Origin of the sequence: Bacillus sp. ISL-35 (assembly GCF_018613355.1) — a bacterium.
Lineage (GTDB): Bacteria > Bacillota > Bacilli > Bacillales > Cytobacillaceae > Mesobacillus.
On record NZ_JAGGQK010000019.1, the window covers coordinates 1 to 19,184 of the forward strand.

The following is a 19,184-nucleotide window of genomic DNA, read 5'->3' on the forward strand; positions in this document are numbered from 1 at the left end:
TCGAGGACTTAACCAAATGATTACTCGTTTCCCTTGTTTTCTTCTTACACATTATCTAGTTTTGAGGGAATAAAGATTTCTTAAAAATTCTCTTGAAAAATGCATAAAAGACAGTATAATAAATATTGTTCTTTACAATTGTCTGGTGGCGATGGCGAGAAGGTCACACCCGTTCCCATACCGAACACGGAAGTTAAGCTTCTCAGCGCCGATGGTAGTTGGGGGTTTCCCCCTGTGAGAGTAGGACGCCGCCGGGCAAAAATGCATTCATCTTGGACAAATTCCTAAGGTGAGGCATTCGAATCATCTGCAAGAGTTATGTTAAATTACCACTATTCCGCAGTAGCTCAGTGGTAGAGCACTCGGCTGTTAACCGAGCGGTCGTAGGTTCGAATCCTACCTGCGGAGCCATTATCTCTAAATGACGAAAGTCATTTGAGCTGGCAGCAATACATGCTTCCATAGCTCAGCAGGTAGAGCACTTCCATGGTAAGGAAGAGGTCAGCGGTTCGAGCCCGCTTGGAAGCTCTGAAAATACTATAATATGGCCCCTTGGTCAAGCGGTTAAGACACCGCCCTTTCACGGCGGTAACACGGGTTCGAATCCCGTAGGGGTCACCATTAACTTTAACAAGTAACATAGCAATGGAGGATTAGCTCAGCTGGGAGAGCATCTGCCTTACAAGCAGAGGGTCGGCGGTTCGATCCCGTCATCCTCCACCATTTATTTTAGTGCCGGTGTAGCTCAATTGGTAGAGCAACTGACTTGTAATCAGTAGGTTGGGGGTTCAAGTCCTCTTGCCGGCACCACTTTTTTGTGGAGGGGTAGCGAAGTGGCTAAACGCGGCGGACTGTAAATCCGCTCCCTCAGGGTTCGGCGGTTCGAATCCGTCCCCCTCCACCACTTTAATACATATTAAAATTGGACAAGCTACTAATGTCCTTTTTATTTTTTCATTGGGCTATAGCCAAGCGGTAAGGCAACGGACTTTGACTCCGTCATGCGTTGGTTCGAATCCAGCTAGCCCAGCCATTTTTATTTTCTTTTTTGCATTCAGGATGCTTAAGAGACAATGAATAGGATAGATTATATCCTATGAGCCATTAGCTCAGTCGGTAGAGCAAGTTGCTCACTCCTTGGAGTTGCTTCTGCGGCAACTTGCGAGAAAGACCGTAAGGGCTTTCGAGCATCGCAGATGCGATAACATTCCTTAACCGAGTGATCTCAACTTGGTAGATCTACAATATTGGGAGCCATTAGCTCAGTCGGTAGAGCATCTGACTTTTAATCAGAGGGTCGAAGGTTCGAGTCCTTCATGGCTCACTCATGTCAAGGCCCCTAAGAATGAACTTGTACTTTATTTTTAGGGGTCTTACCTATATAATAAAATCATGCGGAAGTAGTTCAGTGGTAGAATACAACCTTGCCAAGGTTGGGGTCGCGGGTTCGAATCCCGTCTTCCGCTCCAAATGGGGCCTTAGCTCAGCTGGGAGAGCGCCTGCCTTGCACGCAGGAGGTCAGCGGTTCGATCCCGCTAGGCTCCACCATCACACTACATAAATACCATTTCAGTCATAAATCCATTCGGGTTTATGACTTTTTTTAATTCTCCCTACTAGTATTGTAATGCTTATCTTACAGTAACTGTTACAGCTGTTAGCGTAGTATTTAGAAGGAAGAGAGGCTGAAGCAGTCATAAGTTACCCTGGATTTGGACAGGTTTACTACATATTCCATTAAAGCTGTCCGAAGTAACACTGAGTTCGGACAGGTTTGCGGTAGAAGGATCCAAACCTTTAAAAAAACCCTCGTTATTTTGACAGCTTTGCGGTAGAAGCAGTCAAAGCTGTCAAGAAACCACCGATATTTTGACAGCATTGCGGTAGAAGCAGCCAAAGCTGTCAAGAAACCACCGATATTTTGACAGCTTTGCGGTAGAAGCAGCTAAAGCTGTCAAGAAACCACCGTTATTTTGACAAGTTTGCAGTAGAAGCAGCTAAAGCTGTCAAGAAACCACCGTTATTTTGACAAGTTTGCAGTAGAAGCAGCTAAAGCTGTCAAGAAACCACCGTTATTTTGACAAGTTTCCAGTAGAAGCAGCTAAAGCTGTCAAGAATCCGCTGTTATTTTGACAAGTTTGCAGTAGAAGCAGCCAAAGCTGTCAAGAAACCACTATAATTTTGACAGCACCACAGGAAAAGCAGCCAAAGCTGTCAAGAACCCCCCATTATTTTGACAGCACCACAGGTAAAGCACCCAAAGCTGTCAAAAAGCCTCCATGATTCTCACAGCCCCTTCACTAAACCATTCCATAAATTCTATCTATTCAAAACCGTATATATATTCATAAAATTGTCCGGTTGAGTCATCGTAATGAAAGCGTTTAAAATAGGGGGAGAGATGAGAGAAAGCAAGGGGGAGTCTGGAATGAGGAAACTTTCGATTATCGGGATGCCGATGGATTTGGGTCAGATGAGAAGGGGAGTTGACATGGGCCCGAGTGCGATCCGTTATGCTGGTATCAATGAGAGATTAAGAGTGCTTTTTGATGAGATAGAAGATTTGGGTGATATTGCAGTTGGCAGGCCTGAGGTGAAGATTGATCCTAACAGCAATCTTCGCAATCTTGAGCTGGTGGCGGAAAAGAATAGCCTGCTTGCTGATGAAGTAGATAAGATTATAGAATCGCAGTCTTTTCCGCTTGTTTTGGGTGGTGACCATAGCATTGCGATTGGGACATTGGCTGGTGTGTCCAAGCATTATAAGAATCTTGGTGTGATCTGGTATGATGCGCATGGAGACTTGAATACGGCGGAAACATCGCCGTCTGGAAATATCCATGGTATGCCACTTGCTGCAAGCCTTGGTTTGGGGCACGACATGCTGACGCAAATAGGAGGGTATGCCCCTAAGGTGAAGCCTGAGAATATTGTCATTATTGGCGCGCGTGCATTGGATGATGGGGAGAAGGACTTGATCAAGGAAATGGGTATCAAGGTGTTCACCATGCACGAGATTGATCGCTTAGGAATGGCTGCTGTCATTGAGGAAACGGTCAATTACCTTAAAGATAAAACAGATGGTGTCCATCTTTCACTTGATCTCGATGGACTGGACCCAACTGATGCTCCTGGGGTCGGGACTCCTGTGACCGGGGGCATCAGCTATCGTGAAAGCCACCTGGCAATGGAGATGCTGGCAGAAGCGAAAATCATTACTTCTGCGGAATTCGTTGAAGTGAATCCGATCCTTGATGAAAAGAACAAGACGGCTGTCGCGGCGGTTGCGCTAATGGGTTCTTTATTTGGCGAGAAACTTTTGTAATCAAAGCCTTGAAAAAAGAATAGAATGAGATGGTTAAACAAAAAAATATGAGCAGCGGCCCTGTTATGGCTGCTGCTCTTTATCATTAATATAGAACTGGCTTTTTTGAGGATAAGTGATAATATTTATTTAGTAAATGGTCGAGTTTTGTGCTGATGTCTACCACCCTTTGGTTTGACAGCGAGGTTCTTGCAGCTAGTTCAACCATTTCTTTACGGCAATTTTCTATATCCTTCAACAGCGTTTCTGCACACATTGATCTTTATTCCTCGCTTTCATTAAATATAGTCCTTTTATACCCCGGACCAAAACTTTTTAAACCAAACTGGTAAAAATTTGTTAATATTAACATAGTAAGTTTTTTAGCTTTTTTTGCCGAAAAAAGTCTGTTTAAACGGAATAGACATAATTACATACATAAATAAAATTTTTATAAAAAAAAACGAAACCTTTTACGGAATCGATTCGTATATCGATTAGCCGCAGGAAGCGCGGAGGTAAAATAATGGAAACAATCGTAAAGCACAGAATAAAACAGGTGATCAAGGGAGACCAGAATGCCTATGGAGAGATTGTTGAAGTGTACAAGGACAAGGTATTCCAGCTTTGCTACCGTATGCTCGGGAATCGGCATGAGGCAGAGGATATTGCACAGGAGGCTTTCATCCGCGCATATATCAATATTAACAGCTTCAATCAAAACCTGAAGTTTTCAACATGGCTGTACAGGATTGCGACCAATCTTTGCATTGACCGGATTCGCAAAAAGAAACCAGATTATTTTCTTGATGCAGAGGTGCCAGGAACGGAAGGCCTGACGATGTACTCACAGGTTCCATCTGATACTCCTTTGCCAGAGGATGAGGTAGAAAGTATCGAATTGCATGACACAATTCAAAAAGAAATTTCAAAACTACCCGATAAATACAGATCGGTCATCGTATTAAAGTATATTGAGGAGCTCAGCCTGAATGAGATCAGTGAAATCCTGGATTTGCCGCTTGGAACGGTGAAGACCAGGATCCATCGAGGCAGAGAGGCATTAAGGCAGCAGTTGCGACACGTATAAGGTGAGGTGAAAGAAATTGAAATGTCCCGAACAGGTTTTTGATTATATGCATGAGTATTTAGATGATGAAATTACGGAAGAACACGAAAAGATTTTAAGAGAGCATTTGCAGAGCTGTTCAGATTGCCAGGATTACTTCAGGGAAATGAACAAGGCGATTGCCCTTGTTCAGAGTACCTCCCATATCCAGGCGCCGGATGATTTTACGTCAAAGGTCATGGCCGGCTTGCCAAAAGAGAAGAAGAAGACAGAAATCCAACGCTGGTTCAGAAGTCATCCGCTTTTGACAGCTGCTTCACTATTCATTGCATTGATGACTGGCAGCATCTTTTCAACATGGAACGAGGACCATCAGTTTTCTGTTTCAAAACAGCCTAATCTGGTCGTCGAAAATGACACCGTCATTGTACCTGAAGGGGAAGTCGTCAAGGGTGATGTGGTAGTCAGGAACGGCAAGGTGAAGATTGAAGGCGAAGTTCAGGGGAATGTCACCGTCATCAACGGCGAAAAATACATGGCTTCAGCGGGCAATGTGACAGGGGAAATAACAGAAGTTAATGAAGTATTCGAATGGATTTGGTATCATATTAAAAATACCGTGAAAAACACGGCCGATCTATTTGAAAATGACGAGAAGGAACAGTCATTCCAATAGGAATGGCTGTTTTTTAAGGATGAATCTTATAATGTATGGGTCTTCGAAGTGTCAGTTGACATCATTATTCGTTTAAGCTGACCTTATGGTATAATGAGAAAGTTATCTTAGAATACAGGCTGAAGTGCATTGGTCAACTTCCGCTTTTTTACAATGCTTTTTTCGCATTTAATGTTGCTTGCGCTAACATATTCGTGGCTATTTTTGAAAATCCTTTCGAATCAGATAGCGGAAATATCGTAAAAGCCCAGAAGCGGTTTTTTACACTGTGTAAAAGCAACAACATGTACGAAAAGAGCCTTTTACAAATGGGTTCATTTCGAGGCTAGAGGAATAACTTCGCAAAAGAGCCTTACTAAACTACTGGAGGAAGTGCAATGTCGTTTGCGGATTTCGATTTCTTGGATTATCTAGCTAATATTGTTGACATTCTCCTGGTTTGGTTCGTCATCTATAAGTTGATCGCGATTATTCGAGGGACGAAGGCTGTCCAGCTTTTGAAAGGGATTTTTGTCATCCTGATCGTAAAGTTTGTCAGTGATTTCTTCGGGTTAAATACGCTCAGCTGGATGATGGAACAAGTATTGACCTGGGGATTCCTGGCCATTATCATCATCTTCCAGCCCGAATTGCGTCGGGCACTCGAGCAGCTTGGCCGAGGCAGGCTCTTCTCCAGATCGGGACTGCAGGAAGAGGAAGACGAAGAAAAGATGGTGGAGGCCATTATCAAGTCGACCGATTATATGGCAAAGCGCCGGATCGGGGCATTGATTTCAATTGAAAGAGAAACAGGAATGAGTGATTACATAGAAACAGGCATTCAGCTGCAATCGAGAATATCCTCTGAACTGTTGATTAACCTTTTTATCCCGAATACACCGCTTCATGATGGAGCCGTTGTCATACAGAAAAACATTGTTGCAGCAGCAGCTTGTTATTTGCCATTGTCAGAGAGTCCGTTTATTTCGAAGGAGCTGGGGACAAGGCACAGGGCCGCCCTCGGAATTAGTGAAGTAACTGACAGTATCACAATTGTCGTTTCTGAGGAAACAGGGAGTGTGTCGGTTACCCGGAATGGCGAACTTTACAGGGACTTGAGCGGGGAAACGCTAAGGGAACTGCTCACTGCCGAGCTGATTTCACCATCAAGAATCAAGCAGGCAGCTTCTACCCGCTGGAATTGGAGGGGGAAGAAAAATGGATAGATGGATGGATAATCCTTGGTTCATAAAAGTGGTTGCCCTTGTTCTTGCCGTGCTGCTCTTTGGGTCTGTTCCTAAAAACGACCCGAATAAGCCTGGGGATGTGAACGTCCCATCCGATGAAAAGGTGGAAACGGTTGAAGACGTACCGGTAAAAAGGGTTTACGATACCGATACATTGGTCGTATCAGGTGTTCCAGATACGGTTACTGTTACGCTGCAGGGACCGAAAAACCTGGTTCAGCAGGCAAAAACACTAAGGAATTTTGAAGTGTTCGTCGATTTGACGGATGCTGAAATGGGAAACCAGCGTGTCCCAATCACGATCAAAGATGTGTCCGAAAGGCTGACAGTCACCATCGATCCTGGTTATGCGAATGTTTCCATCCAGGAAAAAGTGACGAAGGAGTTCAGCGTCGAACCTGAATTCAGCGGAAATATCGTGGAAAAGGGCTATATAGCAGAGAAGCCAACTGTAAAACCGAATAAAGTTCAAATAACCGGTGCTAAGGATATTGTCGACAGAATCACCTATGTAAAAGCAACAGTGAATTCTTCCGGAAAAATATCGGATACAATCACGCGGGAAGCGAGTGTCCTTGCCCTGGATAAAGACATGAATAAATTGGATGTCAATGTGGAGCCAGGTGTGGTTGAAGTGACCATTCCGGTAAAGAGCTCCAGCAAAAAGGTACCAATTGATATTGTCCGTAAAGGCAATCCTCCAAGTGGCGTGACCATTGATTCAATCACTTTGGAAACGAAGGAAGCTGAGATCCTCGCTGATCCGGACGTACTTGAGAAGGTTGATGGTGTCAGGGTGGAAGTGGATGTCAGCAAAATCGATGAGGATACAGAACTTACCCTGCCGGTCATTATTGGCGAAGGAATCGTTGCGGTTTCACCAGAATTGGTAAAAGTGAATGTCAACGTCACGAAGGCTTCCGAAAAGACCATTTCCAATGTCCCAATCGAAATTAATGGGATGGATGAGGGCTTTGAAATAGATTTCCTTGATCCTACTGACGGCCAGACAAAGTTGACGGTTTCAGGACCAAGTGATCTTGTCTCTGCACTATCTGCCGATGATTTTAATGTTTTGATTGATGTATCGGAGTTGGAGGAAGGGACTCACGAAGTCGACATGAAGGTGACGGCACCTCAAAATATAACGTGGAAACTGGCAAAGGAAAAAGCCAGTATATCAGTTGCGAAAAAAGAAGCATGATTGACAGCAATTTTTCATACAAGGAGAGATTTTAAGAATGGGTAAATATTTCGGTACAGATGGAGTACGTGGAGTTGCGAATAGCGAATTGACGCCAGAACTGGCTTTCAAGCTTGGCCGTTTCGGAGGGTATGTCCTGACAAAGGAACACGATCGGCCAAAGGTGCTGATCGGCCGTGATACACGTATTTCCGGACATATGCTCGAGGGGGCACTGGTTGCCGGCCTGCTATCGATCGGAGCGGAAGTTATGAGGCTCGGTGTGATTTCGACTCCTGGAGTAGCTTATTTAACTAAGGCGCTTGGCGCGCAGGCAGGCGTGATGATCTCTGCGTCGCACAATCCGGTAGCGGATAACGGGATCAAGTTTTTTGGACCAGATGGATATAAGCTTTCAGATGCCCAGGAAAACGAGATTGAGCAATTGATGGACATGGACTCTGATGAGCTCCCTCGTCCAGTAGGTGCTGATCTTGGACAGGTGAATGATTACTTCGAGGGTGGACAGAAGTACCTTCAATATCTAAAACAATCTATTGATGAAGAGTTCACAGGTCTTCATATTGCGCTGGATTGCGCACATGGAGCTACATCTTCATTGGCAACCCACTTGTTTGCTGACCTGGATGCGGATACTTCAACAATGGGAGCATCCCCTAACGGCTTGAATATTAATGATGGGGTAGGATCGACGCACCCTGAAGCTCTTGCGGAATTCTTGAAGGAAAAGGGAGCTGATCTCGGTCTTGCTTTTGACGGAGATGGCGACCGCCTGATTGCAATTGATGAAAAAGGGAACATCGTTGATGGCGACCAGATCATGTATATCTGCGGGAAATTCATGAAGGAACGCGGCCAGCTAAAACAGGGTACGGTTGTATCCACTGTGATGAGCAACCTTGGTTTTTACAAGGGTCTTGAGGAAAATGGCGTGCAAAGCGTCCAGACAGCTGTCGGTGACCGTTATGTAGTCGAAGAAATGAAGAAGAACGGCTATAATCTTGGCGGCGAGCAATCCGGCCATATCATCTTCCTTGACTACAACACAACTGGTGATGGTTTACTGACAGGTCTTCAGCTTGCGAATATCATGAAAGCAACGAATAAGCCGCTTTCTGAACTGGCTGGGGAAATGAAGAAATACCCGCAGGTTCTCGTGAACATCCGTGTGACGGATAAGCACCATGTAACTGATAACGAGAAGGTAAAATCGGTCATTGAACAGGTTGAAGCAGAGATGAACGGCAATGGCCGCATCCTGGTCCGTCCTTCCGGAACAGAGCCTTTGGTACGCGTAATGGCAGAAGCAGCGACTGCAGAGCTTTGCCAGGAATACGTAAACCGGATCGCAGCGGTTGTGGAAGAAGAAATGGGTTTAAAAGAATAAGGAAAACAGGTGATATGCATAAGGGTTTCGGCACATAGAAGAGCCCTTATGCATATTTATTTATAGAGAAAGTTTATTTTTTCACTTAGAGAAGTGTCCAGCTCCAGCGCCTAGCCCTTCGAGTCGCTTCGGTCCGCCCAATGAAGTCAAAAAGCGACTTCACTGATCGGCCCTCCAGCGCTTGTCAGGGCTGAACAAGGCGCTTACGCTTTTCTTGTGAAGGGAGTTTTAGCATTCCTGTAAAGGGTATTTGTACGGGAAGGCTGTTTTCCTTTGTTTTCTATTGACGGATGCATCAGTATCATGTATGATAATCCTGTTTTTGTAAATAGGCCGATTTTGCCTAAAAAAACAATTTATCGAAAGGTGGGCAGAGGTAGATCAATGGAAAACTAAAGCGCCAGGACTAATCCTTGACCGAAAATATGGATTAGTTGACGAGGTGGAGGTTTATCGAAGTTTCGGCGGATGCCTCCCGGCTGAAAGCACAGCCGCGAATTCCATCTTCAAAACATTAGGGCAACTTAATGCACAAAAAGATGGGGATGCTAAAACTAAAGAGGAATGGCATTAAGAAGTCTGACCTCAAACCAATTATATGAGATAAGGGGGCAAGCTGCCCCTATATAAGAGGCTTCTTGCCCCCTGTCGTACAGGAGGAAAAGAAGTTATGTGTGGAATCGTTGGATATATTGGAAATAACGACTCGAAAGAGATTTTATTACGAGGCCTGGAAAAGCTTGAATATAGAGGATATGACTCTGCGGGAATCGCAGTCATGAACGAAAAGGGAGTTCACGTCTTCAAGGAAAAAGGACGTATTGCGGACCTTCGCAATGCAGTTGACAATGATGTCATGGCGAACGCTGGAATCGGCCATACTCGCTGGGCGACTCATGGTCCTCCAAGCAAGGTGAACGCTCACCCTCACCAGAGCTCAACAGGCAGACTGACTCTTGTTCATAATGGTGTCATCGAAAACTACGATCTATTGAAGCGCGAGTATTTGCAGAATGTCGAATTGAAAAGTGAAACAGACACTGAAGTGATCGTACAAATGATCGATTTGTTCGTAAACGAAGGTCTGAGCTTAGAAGAAGCGTTCCGTAAAACGCTGGCACTTTTACATGGTTCATATGCACTTGCCCTTATAGACGAGCAAAACGAAGATACGATTTTCGTGGCGAAAAACAAGAGCCCGCTTCTTGTCGGACTTGGCGAAGGCTTCAATGTAGTCGCTAGTGATGCGATGGCAATGATTCAGGTAACAAACCAGTATGTTGAACTGATGGACAAGGAAATGGTGATTGTCACAAAGGATGAAGTGACAATCAAGAACCTTGACGGAGAAGTGATTTCACGCGCTCCTTACACTGCAGAATTGGATGCAAGCGATATTGAAAAGGGAACATACCCTCACTATATGCTCAAGGAAATCGACGAGCAGCCGCTTGTAATGCGCAAAATCATCCAGAATTACCAGGATGGTGAAGGCGCTCTTGAAATCGATTCTGACATCGTTACTGCGATGAATCAGGCAGACCGTATCTACATCATCGCTGCTGGTACTTCCTATCATGCAGGCCTTGTCGGCAAGCAGTTCATTGAAAAATTGGCGAAGATCCCTGTTGAAGTCCACATCTCCAGCGAGTTTGGCTACAACATGCCGCTTCTATCTGAAAAGCCATTGTTCATCTTCATTTCCCAGAGCGGAGAAACTGCGGACAGCCGCCAGGTTCTTGTTCAGGTGAAGGAAATGGGCTTCAAGGCGCTGACAATTACGAATGTACCTGGTTCAACACTTTCCCGTGAAGCAGATTATACACTTCTTCTTCACGCTGGTCCGGAAATCGCGGTTGCCTCCACTAAAGCTTATACAGCACAGCTTGCTGTACTGGCGATTTTAGCTGAAGTAACAGCCCGCGGACTTGGCCATGAAGTGGACTTCGATCTTGTACAGGAATTAGGAATTGTTGCGAGTGCAATGGAAGCTCTTTGCGACGACAAAGAAGAATTCGAAAGCATCGCGCGCGAATACCTGACTGTGACAAGAAACGCATTCTTCATCGGACGCGGAATCGACTTTTACGTAGGACTTGAAGGCGCGTTGAAACTGAAGGAAATTTCGTACATCCAGGCAGAAGGCTTCGCTGGCGGAGAACTGAAGCATGGAACAATCGCCCTGATCGAAGAAGGCACACCTGTCATCGCTCTTGCCACACAAGAGTTTGTCAACCTGAGCATCCGTGGAAACGTCAAAGAAGTCGTTGCCCGCGGTGCCAACCCGTGCATCATCTCCATGAGTGGACTGGAAACAGACGAAGATCGTTTCGTCATTCCAGAAGTGCACAGCCTATTAACACCTCTTATCTCAGTAATTCCGATGCAGCTGATTTCTTATTATGCAGCGCTGCACCGTGACTGTGACGTTGATAAGCCAAGGAATCTGGCTAAATCGGTTACGGTTGAATAATTAATAACTTAGCTTGTGTTCTGAAAACCTGGTGAGAGAAATCTTCTCGCCAGGTTTTTTTGCTTTTAAGCTACTGAATTTGGATACAAGAAAACCCGGACGTCAATCGCCAGGGTTATAGTCCAAACTAGTTGTGCTGTTTTTTATGCCAGCCATAAACCAAGCTGAACTCCGACAAAAGCCAGCAGAATGCCGCCTCCATAGCTAAAGAAATTGTACAGAAAGAATTCCTTTTTCCTTCTCTCGATGTGAAGCTGGATACCTTCCAGCTTGAAGGTTGAAAAAGTGGTGAAGGCTCCCATGAAACCTGTGCCAAGCAGCATGAAGAGATTGCCATTCAGTCCTAAACCGACCATGAGGCCAAGTAACAGGGAACCCAATAAATTAATAAACAGAGTGGCAACGGGGATCTTGGGCTTGATTCTTTTGTTGATGGCCTGACTGACCCAAAACCGCGAAATGGCTCCGAAGAAGCCTCCGATTCCAACCATTAGAATATGATTAATCGTCATTCAGTTCCCTCTCCCTTCTTAACTTGAAATCCTAATCGGCTCATCCATAATCCGCCAAATATACTTGCTGCAATGTATAAGAACGCTAGAATGAGCTTTCCGTGAAGAAACAGATTGACAGTTTCCACGCTCAAAGTGGAAAAAGTAGTAAAAGAACCTACAAATCCTGTTCCCAACGCGGTTTTAATATGGGAAGGCAAGGAAAAACGGACAAGCAGACCTGTTGTCAGCCAGGCCATCAAAAAGCTTCCCAATAGATTCACAGTCAGGGTAGCAAACGGAAAAACGGTACTTTCGTGAAAAAGGAAAACACCTACACCGTAACGCAGGGTGGCTCCCAGAAAGCCTGCCGTCCCAACAAGCAAATACACCATCTAGATCCCTCCATGTTTATTAGATTACCCAAAAATAAAAAGACTCCTGCCAGTGATCAAACAACTGGCAGGAGTCATTAGCCATTCGGGCGGTTAAAGGTGAACTCCATCACCTGTGAAAACGAATTATGCACTAACACTATAAACCATTTGAAAAAAGATTTAAAGTCTCATCATCAAAATTTTTTCAATTAACCAAGGCCAAGATGTTTTTCATACCTTGCGAGCAACTCAAGGTAATTAGCGGTAGGCTGTATATCCGGTTTGATTTTCTGCACTGCGCTCAATGCCTGTTTCCGGTTCATTCGGAAGCGTTGCATATAATATGCCGCAATGATAAATCCAAGCCGCTGATATCCATATGTATCATGAATCAAGATGGAATACCCCTGTTTATCTAATAGATTAATATGGGCCATCAGGTTTTCCACCCATGCAATACTCGGGGTCACCTTAATCGTGATCGGCGTCCAAATCATGACCCGATTAGTAAAATCAAACGGCGGCCGATCAGGCTTCGTCCGCAGATTCACAATCGCGTTTATATGCTGATCAATAAAGCGCCAATCCTCAGAAGATATCCTGCCGCCAACATATAGTCTCCCTGGAATCATCTCTGTAAAACTCAATAAGATTCCCTCCTTTGCTTAATTCATACATATTAACAAAGGCTGCAGGAAAGACTTAAAAGAAAAGGAGGGAAGGAATTTGAAAACACAAGCACTAAAATATGCCATCATTTTGGGGTTGGGAACGGGAATGACCGGCCTTGTGAATCCTGCTGCAGCTGCTTCCGTGGACGTAGCTGAAACGATCCAGAATCAGATATCTGAAGCACAGGCCAAAGAGATTGCCCTTAAACAGGTGCAAGGAACTGTCACAAAGGTGGAACTCGAGACTGAAAATGGTGTACCAGTCTATGAAGTGGATGTAAAAGCGCCTGATCAACTATATGAAGTAACAATAGACGCAAAGAGTGGGAAAGTTTTAAAAGTAAAAAAAGAGAATGATTAGTTCTCGATTTCAATTCCTGTCCATGATAGGCAACCTGTCTATTTGACAGGAATTTTTTTTCGATCAAGAAGAGTTGTTTCTATGGTTGAAAAAATTAGTCTACATTTGATACGAAATCGTCACGTCAAAAAAGGCTTTAGCGACTGGCAGATAAGCGAAGCCTGCCGAACAGGATCGGCAGGCCAATCAGCATATCATTCTTCGACTACAGGCAAGACAATGGACGATGGATATTTCGAGTTATTTAAAATCGTCGCAAATCCGCCGAGCTGATCCAACAGCTGTGGCAGCGGCGACATCGAGTGCGGGAAGTCGCTTGGCCCGACGGCGACACGGAGTTTGTGTCCTTCTTTGATGACGAAGTTGCTTGGGAAGATTTCAACGTCCAGTTCCATCACTTCATATGGTTTGACTTCCTGCACTGCGGTCCTCGTAAAAGGGTGCCATGGCTGGATGTTTTCTCCATCAAGGAATCGGCTTTTGCTTTCGTCGACTGCCCGATGCGAGGCGGCGAGCCACCCTGCAGTAATCTCGTTCGAAGTTCCGTCCGGTGCTACATCCGTTACACGCACTGACAGTACAAGGTCTCGCGCGGTTGTTTTCGCGAAAATTTTGGCCGAAATCGGACCGGACACGCGGAGATCTGTATTTGCCGGTGGAGTCGTATAGGTGAGCTCTGTCATTTCGGTCAGGCGATTATCCTTCGTACATGGAAGGGCATCCGGAATTCCAGCCATCCACTGATTCGTGCTGCCCGAGCAAATGCCATTCAGCGGCTGCTGAAGCATCGTTTGGGAAGGCTCAGCATAGGATGGTCTCTCTTTCGTCAACAGATTGCCACTGCGCAGGTAAAACTTTTGAGCGGCGACATTCTTATGCGGCCATCCAGGCTGGACCTCGAATCTCCCTTCGCCTAACACAAACTGAGTGACATCAGGAATTTTATTGATTTGAGTGTTTATGCCCATCAAATACTGGTCGAACCATCGTAACGCCAGCTGGTCAAGGGCAGGTACATTGTCAGCAGGCAAGCCGCTGCCATAATTTCCGTGCGTCCAGTTGCCCATCAGCAGTTTGGTCTGTACGCCATTTGCTTTTAATTTTTCATAAAGAAGCGGCGTGCCGCGCTGGAACAGGTCATGAAGTCCGCCTGTAAAAAAGGCTGGAACCTCAATTTGATCTGCAACCGCCAACGGCGAGCGCAGCTGTGCGGCTGGCCCATCGTATGCAAAATCCCCGCCCGTAATCGCCGAGCTCAGGGTGCTGACCGGAAAGCCGAGTGTTTGTCCGGTATGGTTCAACAGGACCGTCGTTCCCATGATCGGGTCTGATAAAGTGTAGGAAGGCGGGAGCAGACCGCTTCCTGTTACAAGTCCGAGCCAGAGTGGGATGAAGCCAGTGTTGACCAAGCCGCCGGACATGAGGATATCACGGTACATGTCACCCATCGGCACAATCGGAAAAATGGCTTCCAGGCCGTCGGGATGCTGTGCGGCGGTCAATAACTGATTGATGGCCCGGTAAGAGGAGCCGTACAGTCCGACCTTGCCATTGCTCCATGGCTGGGCTGCTGCCCATTCGACGAGTTCTTTGCCATCACGCTGTTCGGCCTCGCCAAATGAATCCCATGCGCCCTGGGAGGCACCGGTTCCGCGGACATCGACAACCACATGAGCATATCCGCGTTTAATAAAATCCTCATTAAGGTTTTCAGTGCTGCTGACATTTTTGTTATAAGGAGTTTGCGTAAGGATGACAGGGAACGGTCCCGGTCCATCAGGAAGGTGGACGTCAGCCGCTAAAATAATGCCATCCCTCATCGTAATGAAAACATCTTTCTCTGTGGTGAAGCTTGAATATTGTTCGGGGCGGTCGTAGGTGGTGTCTTCCCATTTCGGGCCTGAAGCGGCAGCCTGGGAAGAGGCAGGTACTGTGAAAATGGTGGACATGATTATGACAGCTATGGAAAAATGAATGAGTTTCATCTGCTGGCCTCCTGTAACGGTTTATTTTTATCATACGAAACCTCCAGGAGCACTCCTATCCCTATAAATGTCGTGTTCTGTCCGATGACCAAAATAAAACAGTGTGATCCATGATGGACCACACTGTTGAAAAGATTATTCGTCTTCTTCACTCTGTCTGTTCGACTGCTCAGGAAGTGTATCCCAGAAGCTAGTATCGGCTGTTTCGATCGAGCCGTCGGCAATGGCTTTTACCGTCGCATCGAGAGTAGTGATCGTCTGCTTGATCAGGTAGCCATTGCTCTTTTGCCCCAATGCATAAGGCTCGTAATAATGATCGGACATTCCGCGCATTTCGAACAGGAGTGTTGAGATATCATAGCGGACAGCCGCGCCATTACGGCCGATGTTCGCTCCGTTGCCGCCGACATACTTCCCGATATGTCCCCATCCTTTTTCCTCAAGGGTATTGTACACGATTGAGCCAAGCTTTTTCGAGCCTTCCAGCACCTCCGGCTTCACAGCATCGTTCGTAGGATATAAAATGGAGCCTGAAACAAGCTCGCCTTCTGTTTCGCTGAGGGTGCCCTGGTGATGGAGGTCAATCATGTAATCGATATCATATTTGGCAAAAACATTTTCATGAAGCGCACGGGCTTCAGGCTGCATCTCGCTGGTTGCTTTATCATGCTCACGGTTAAGGTCAATCTTGTTCGCATTATAGCGAGTCAGATGACGGTCGCCATCAGCAAGATAGTCTTCTAGTGAGAAATCGACATCACCCATTGCGCCATCGGCATTGAGCATTGGGATAACAAGAACATTGACGTTCTCAAGTACACCGCTTGTTTTACCGGTACCTAGATGTTTGATGAATTCCATCGCTCCCTCGGTTGTCAGCTGCTCATTCCCATGCTGCTGGGTCAGGAACAGAATCGTTGGATTTTCAGGATTGGAGATATACTTGGCCATGTAAATATCACGGCCTTTCACGGTCTGGCCAATCACTTCCAGTTCCATTGCCTCCTGCTGGGCATCCTGGGTCTTCAGGTAATCAACTAAACTCTCGTATGTATGCAAAATCGATGTCTGGATGGATCCATGGCCAGTATTTGGTCCATTTCCAACAGCAGCTGCCGGCAGGGCTACTGCAGTCACCGCGCCAAATGCCATCATGCTTGATAAAGATACGGATAGAACCTTCTTCTTCAAAGTCATTGTCATTCCCCCTATTAATAGATTCAACTCTATTTTACTGAATATTGTAAAAACGGTTAATAGAGTAAGATGCCTATTTGATAGACAAATTTCGAGTTGCTAAATAAGTAGTTTAGATAGAGTTTATTTTTATGGGAATGGGGTTAGGTAGGAAAAAGGTAATTAGTATTTGATAAGGATGTGACTGGGATAAGATGGTGATGAAAAAAAGCGTGCTAAATGGCGCACGCTTAGGAGTGATTTGGATTTGCCACATGACATTGAGGCATATAGGCAGAAAAAAAAGAAGCAAGGAAACCAGCTTCTAGCTTTTTTCCAGCTCCTCCTCAAAATAAAAAGTGCTCGGATGTTCTTTGACGGTGTATGAATATCTTTTCATGTTTTTCACATATTGAGACTTCATGATTGTCACTGTTTCGCCGGTTTCCTTGATACTGACAGATTGACCAGATTTATAAAGGTTGCTTGCGCTTTTCAATTAGCCACGCCCTTTCATGTTACCTTTATTATACCACATTTTCATGATCCCCATTTGTTTATCCATATCCGTTTTTTTGGCACTCCTAGTTTTCCCAATTCCCATAACGCTTGCACTATCCTTTCAATTCTGTTATTCTAAGGGAGAATTATTTTTGTTCGGTATGCAAGGAAAGAACATGCACTGCTTGATTCGCCTGGATATCACTGAGACAAGAATAGTAACAAATTGTGTGGATATCACACTAGGAGGCAACAAAAATGGAAAACGGTAAAGTAAAATGGTTCAATGCAGAAAAAGGTTTCGGATTCATCGAGCGTGAAGGTGGAGAAGACGTATTCGTACACTTCTCAGCTATCCAAGGCGAAGGCTTCAAGACTCTTGAAGAAGGCCAAGAAGTATCTTTCGACGTTGAGCAAGGTGCTCGTGGACCACAAGCAGCTAACGTTACAAAACTATAATAACGGATTAGCCCATACAAACAAGTCCTGATCTGATCAGGGCTTGTTTTTTTATATTCGGTTTTGGTAAACCTGGACGGATGAGCTCGCAGTTTTTGATAAATAAACGGAAAAATTCCGCTAAAATTGAAAGCTCCCCTTATTTCCTTAAAAATAAGGGGAGCTTTTCCGTTTATTTAATCCAAATCGTTGGATTTTGCCTTATTTAAAGCAGTTAACCGGAATTTCTCCGCTTATTAATTTCTCCAGCCTACACGAAAATCACTAAAAGACAGCAAAAAACCCCACTCGAAAAAGAGTGGGGTTTTTACTGTGGTAAAGCAATGGTTGACTTCATTATAGCATAAGATTTATAGGCACTGTGAAAAAAGTTTATTTTAAAATTTTGGAAGAAATATGATGATTTCAGAATTTTCCGTTGAAGAATCGTCACGTCAGGTGGATAATAGATATAGGTAATTATTCTTAATCATTCGCGTTCCGGGGGATACAATGATAGATTTCATTAAAGATTTGGTCCTGCATTTTTTCATCATACTTTCACTCGGCTTCATGTATAACTTTTTGTGGATGCAGAAGCGTCCGGTATATAAGAAACAAATCTTTAAACTGGCGATCTTGGCGACACTGTTGGTCACAATGGCACTGCCTGTCAGGTTCCATGGCGGCATTGAGTTCGATTTTAAGCTGATTCCTGTCTTTATTGCCTTCTTTTATTTAAGCAGGACAGATGGATTTTTAATCGTAGTGGTGCTGTTGCTATTACAAAGCCTGGTGGGGCTAGACAGACTGCCTGTTACAGCCATCAATTACGGGATCATCTTCATTCTGTTTTTTGCGATTGAAAAGGCTTATAACAAGTCGACGGTCAATAGGAAGATCGCATTTGGGCTCTTTGTCTATGGTTTAGTTACCTCAACAAGGCTTGCTGCATTGATCAAATCTGGCCATGCCGGCGACTATATGTATTTGATCGTCTTTTCGCTCGTTTCATTCATTGCTTTATCTCTATTCATTTATATCATTGAAATGACCAATTTGCAGCTCAAGCTGATGCATGAACTTCACAAGGCGGAGAAATTCTCGGCCATCAGCCAGCTGGCTGCATCGGTCGCCCATGAAATCCGTAATCCGATGACTACAATCAGAGGCTTCATGCAAGTCCTGCAGGGAGAAAGGAACTTGAGTGATGACCAGAACCTCTTCATTACCATTTCGCTTCAGGAGCTCGACCGAACTCAGACGATCATCAATAATTTCCTGGCGCTGGCGAAACCAAATACGGGCACGATGGATAAAATCGACCTAAGTGCCATTTTGAAAGAAACGACTGCGTTCATGAGATCCTATTCCCATCTCGGCAATACAGAATTGGTAGAAGCAATCGATAAGAATCTTTTCATCAAAGGTGATGCGCATGAACTCAGGCAGGTATTCATCAATATTTTAAAAAACGGAATCGAAGCAATGCCCTCAGGCGGAAGTATTTTCATCATCGCCAAGGTTGACAAGGACAATGTAAGGATCCAGTTCCGGGATGAGGGCGTCGGCATGACAAAGGAACAGCTTACCCGGCTCGGTCACCCTTACTACTCAACAAAGGAAAAAGGCACTGGCCTCGGGATGATGATCTCCTATGATATCGTCCAAAGAATGAGAGGCAAAATCAATGTCGAGAGTGAAGAAGGGGAGGGCACGACCTTCACGATCCTGCTGCCTTGCGGGTAATAACGATTTCTTTTAAAGAAGACAGGAAACTGTCTTCCTTTTTATATTTTCAGATGAATTTTAGTGCCCCGAAATACAATCTTAAGCTATAATAAT

General features: G+C 44.9%; 16 protein-coding genes, 10 tRNA genes, 1 rRNA gene and 1 riboswitch. Of the genes, 21 read left to right on the forward strand and 6 right to left on the reverse strand.

Annotated elements, in window-relative coordinates; genetic code table 11:
• Positions 1-141 precede the first annotated feature (141 nt).
• The 12 genes from rrf (at position 142) to rocF (ending at position 3,325) form a co-directional block, all read left to right on the forward strand.
• A 5S ribosomal RNA gene (gene rrf, locus J7E38_RS19985) occupies positions 142-257 on the forward strand.
• A 79-nt stretch (positions 258-336) separates the two neighbouring features.
• Positions 337-411: transfer RNA gene (locus J7E38_RS19990), tRNA-Asn, on the forward strand.
• Between the two features lie 44 nt (positions 412-455).
• A tRNA-Thr gene (locus J7E38_RS19995) sits at positions 456-528 on the forward strand.
• Positions 529-546: 18 nt separating this feature from the next.
• Positions 547-621 (forward strand) — tRNA-Glu (locus J7E38_RS20000).
• A 26-nt stretch (positions 622-647) separates the two neighbouring features.
• A tRNA-Val gene (locus J7E38_RS20005) sits at positions 648-723 on the forward strand.
• Between the two features lie 11 nt (positions 724-734).
• Positions 735-810: transfer RNA gene (locus J7E38_RS20010), tRNA-Thr, on the forward strand.
• Between the two features lie 9 nt (positions 811-819).
• A tRNA-Tyr gene (locus tag J7E38_RS20015) sits at positions 820-904 on the forward strand.
• A gap of 54 nt (positions 905-958) precedes the next feature.
• Positions 959-1,033: transfer RNA gene (locus J7E38_RS20020), tRNA-Gln, on the forward strand.
• 218 nt (positions 1,034-1,251) lie between these two features.
• Positions 1,252-1,324 (forward strand) — tRNA-Lys (locus J7E38_RS20025).
• A 70-nt stretch (positions 1,325-1,394) separates the two neighbouring features.
• Positions 1,395-1,469, forward strand: a tRNA-Gly gene (locus J7E38_RS20030).
• A gap of 3 nt (positions 1,470-1,472) precedes the next feature.
• A tRNA-Ala gene (locus tag J7E38_RS20035) sits at positions 1,473-1,548 on the forward strand.
• Positions 1,549-2,428: 880 nt separating this feature from the next.
• Positions 2,429-3,325 carry an arginase gene (gene rocF, locus J7E38_RS20040; RefSeq protein WP_214709117.1) on the forward strand — a complete coding sequence of 299 codons (897 nt, stop codon included), beginning with the start codon at positions 2,429-2,431 and terminating at the stop codon, positions 3,323-3,325.
• Positions 3,326-3,410: 85 nt separating this feature from the next.
• Here rocF and J7E38_RS24215 read toward each other — a convergent pair whose 3' ends face one another.
• On the reverse strand, positions 3,411-3,581 hold the full coding sequence (locus J7E38_RS24215) for an aspartyl-phosphate phosphatase Spo0E family protein (protein WP_214709115.1): 171 nt from the start codon (positions 3,579-3,581) through the stop codon (positions 3,411-3,413).
• 249 nt (positions 3,582-3,830) lie between these two features.
• Here J7E38_RS24215 and sigW point away from each other — a divergent pair, with 249 nt between their 5' ends.
• The 6 genes from sigW to glmS all read left to right on the forward strand — a co-directional run bounded on the left by sigW (position 3,831) and on the right by glmS (position 11,339).
• Complete coding sequence (gene sigW, locus J7E38_RS20050) at positions 3,831-4,394, forward strand: RNA polymerase sigma factor SigW (protein WP_214709113.1); 564 nt, start codon at positions 3,831-3,833, stop codon at positions 4,392-4,394.
• Positions 4,395-4,410: 16 nt separating this feature from the next.
• Positions 4,411-5,049: an anti-sigma factor family protein gene (locus tag J7E38_RS20055; RefSeq protein ID WP_214709111.1), complete on the forward strand. Its 639-nt coding sequence runs from the start codon at positions 4,411-4,413 to the stop codon at positions 5,047-5,049.
• 377 nt (positions 5,050-5,426) lie between these two features.
• Positions 5,427-6,254 (forward strand): diadenylate cyclase CdaA, encoded by an 828-nt coding sequence (cdaA, locus tag J7E38_RS20060; protein ID WP_214709110.1) that lies wholly within the window; start codon positions 5,427-5,429, stop codon positions 6,252-6,254.
• Positions 6,247-7,479: a CdaR family protein gene (locus tag J7E38_RS20065; protein WP_214709109.1), complete on the forward strand. Its 1,233-nt coding sequence runs from the start codon at positions 6,247-6,249 to the stop codon at positions 7,477-7,479. The genes cdaA and J7E38_RS20065 overlap by 8 nt, the downstream gene beginning before the upstream one ends.
• A gap of 37 nt (positions 7,480-7,516) precedes the next feature.
• Positions 7,517-8,866: a phosphoglucosamine mutase gene (gene glmM / locus J7E38_RS20070; RefSeq protein ID WP_214709108.1), complete on the forward strand. Its 1,350-nt coding sequence runs from the start codon at positions 7,517-7,519 to the stop codon at positions 8,864-8,866.
• A 670-nt stretch (positions 8,867-9,536) separates the two neighbouring features.
• The gene (gene glmS, locus J7E38_RS20075) at positions 9,537-11,339 is read left to right on the forward strand and encodes a glutamine--fructose-6-phosphate transaminase (isomerizing) (protein WP_214709107.1); all 1,803 of its coding nucleotides are present in this window, start codon (positions 9,537-9,539) and stop codon (positions 11,337-11,339) included.
• 143 nt (positions 11,340-11,482) lie between these two features.
• Here glmS and crcB read toward each other — a convergent pair whose 3' ends face one another.
• The 3 genes from crcB to J7E38_RS20090 form a co-directional block, all read right to left on the reverse strand.
• Positions 11,483-11,851 carry a fluoride efflux transporter CrcB gene (gene crcB / locus J7E38_RS20080; protein WP_214709106.1) on the reverse strand — a complete coding sequence of 123 codons (369 nt, stop codon included), beginning with the start codon at positions 11,849-11,851 and terminating at the stop codon, positions 11,483-11,485.
• Entirely contained in the window at positions 11,848-12,225 is a 378-nt protein-coding gene (locus J7E38_RS20085; protein WP_214709105.1) for a fluoride efflux transporter FluC, read from the reverse strand. Before J7E38_RS20085 ends, crcB begins: the two co-directional genes overlap by 4 nt.
• 61 nt (positions 12,226-12,286) lie before the next feature.
• Positions 12,287-12,348: riboswitch (Fluoride riboswitch) on the reverse strand.
• A gap of 68 nt (positions 12,349-12,416) precedes the next feature.
• Positions 12,417-12,854: a protein-tyrosine phosphatase family protein gene (locus J7E38_RS20090; RefSeq protein WP_214709101.1), complete on the reverse strand. Its 438-nt coding sequence runs from the start codon at positions 12,852-12,854 to the stop codon at positions 12,417-12,419.
• 79 nt (positions 12,855-12,933) lie between these two features.
• Here J7E38_RS20090 and J7E38_RS20095 point away from each other — a divergent pair, with 79 nt between their 5' ends.
• Positions 12,934-13,239 carry a PepSY domain-containing protein gene (locus tag J7E38_RS20095; protein ID WP_214709099.1) on the forward strand — a complete coding sequence of 102 codons (306 nt, stop codon included), beginning with the start codon at positions 12,934-12,936 and terminating at the stop codon, positions 13,237-13,239.
• A 194-nt stretch (positions 13,240-13,433) separates the two neighbouring features.
• Here J7E38_RS20095 and J7E38_RS20100 read toward each other — a convergent pair whose 3' ends face one another.
• A complete protein-coding gene (locus J7E38_RS20100; protein ID WP_214709097.1) occupies positions 13,434-15,224 on the reverse strand; it encodes a CocE/NonD family hydrolase in 1,791 nt (596 codons plus the stop codon).
• A 135-nt stretch (positions 15,225-15,359) separates the two neighbouring features.
• On the reverse strand, positions 15,360-16,421 hold the full coding sequence (locus J7E38_RS20105; RefSeq protein ID WP_214709095.1) for a M14 family zinc carboxypeptidase: 1,062 nt from the start codon (positions 16,419-16,421) through the stop codon (positions 15,360-15,362).
• Between the two features lie 738 nt (positions 16,422-17,159).
• Here J7E38_RS20105 and J7E38_RS20110 point away from each other — a divergent pair.
• Together J7E38_RS20110 and J7E38_RS20115 are read left to right on the forward strand one after the other, a co-directional pair.
• Positions 17,160-17,360 carry a cold-shock protein gene (locus J7E38_RS20110; protein WP_023626356.1) on the forward strand — a complete coding sequence of 67 codons (201 nt, stop codon included), beginning with the start codon at positions 17,160-17,162 and terminating at the stop codon, positions 17,358-17,360.
• Positions 17,361-17,852: 492 nt separating this feature from the next.
• Positions 17,853-19,088 (forward strand): ATP-binding protein, encoded by a 1,236-nt coding sequence (locus tag J7E38_RS20115; protein ID WP_214709093.1) that lies wholly within the window; start codon positions 17,853-17,855, stop codon positions 19,086-19,088.
• The last annotated feature ends 96 nt before the right edge of the window (positions 19,089-19,184 follow it).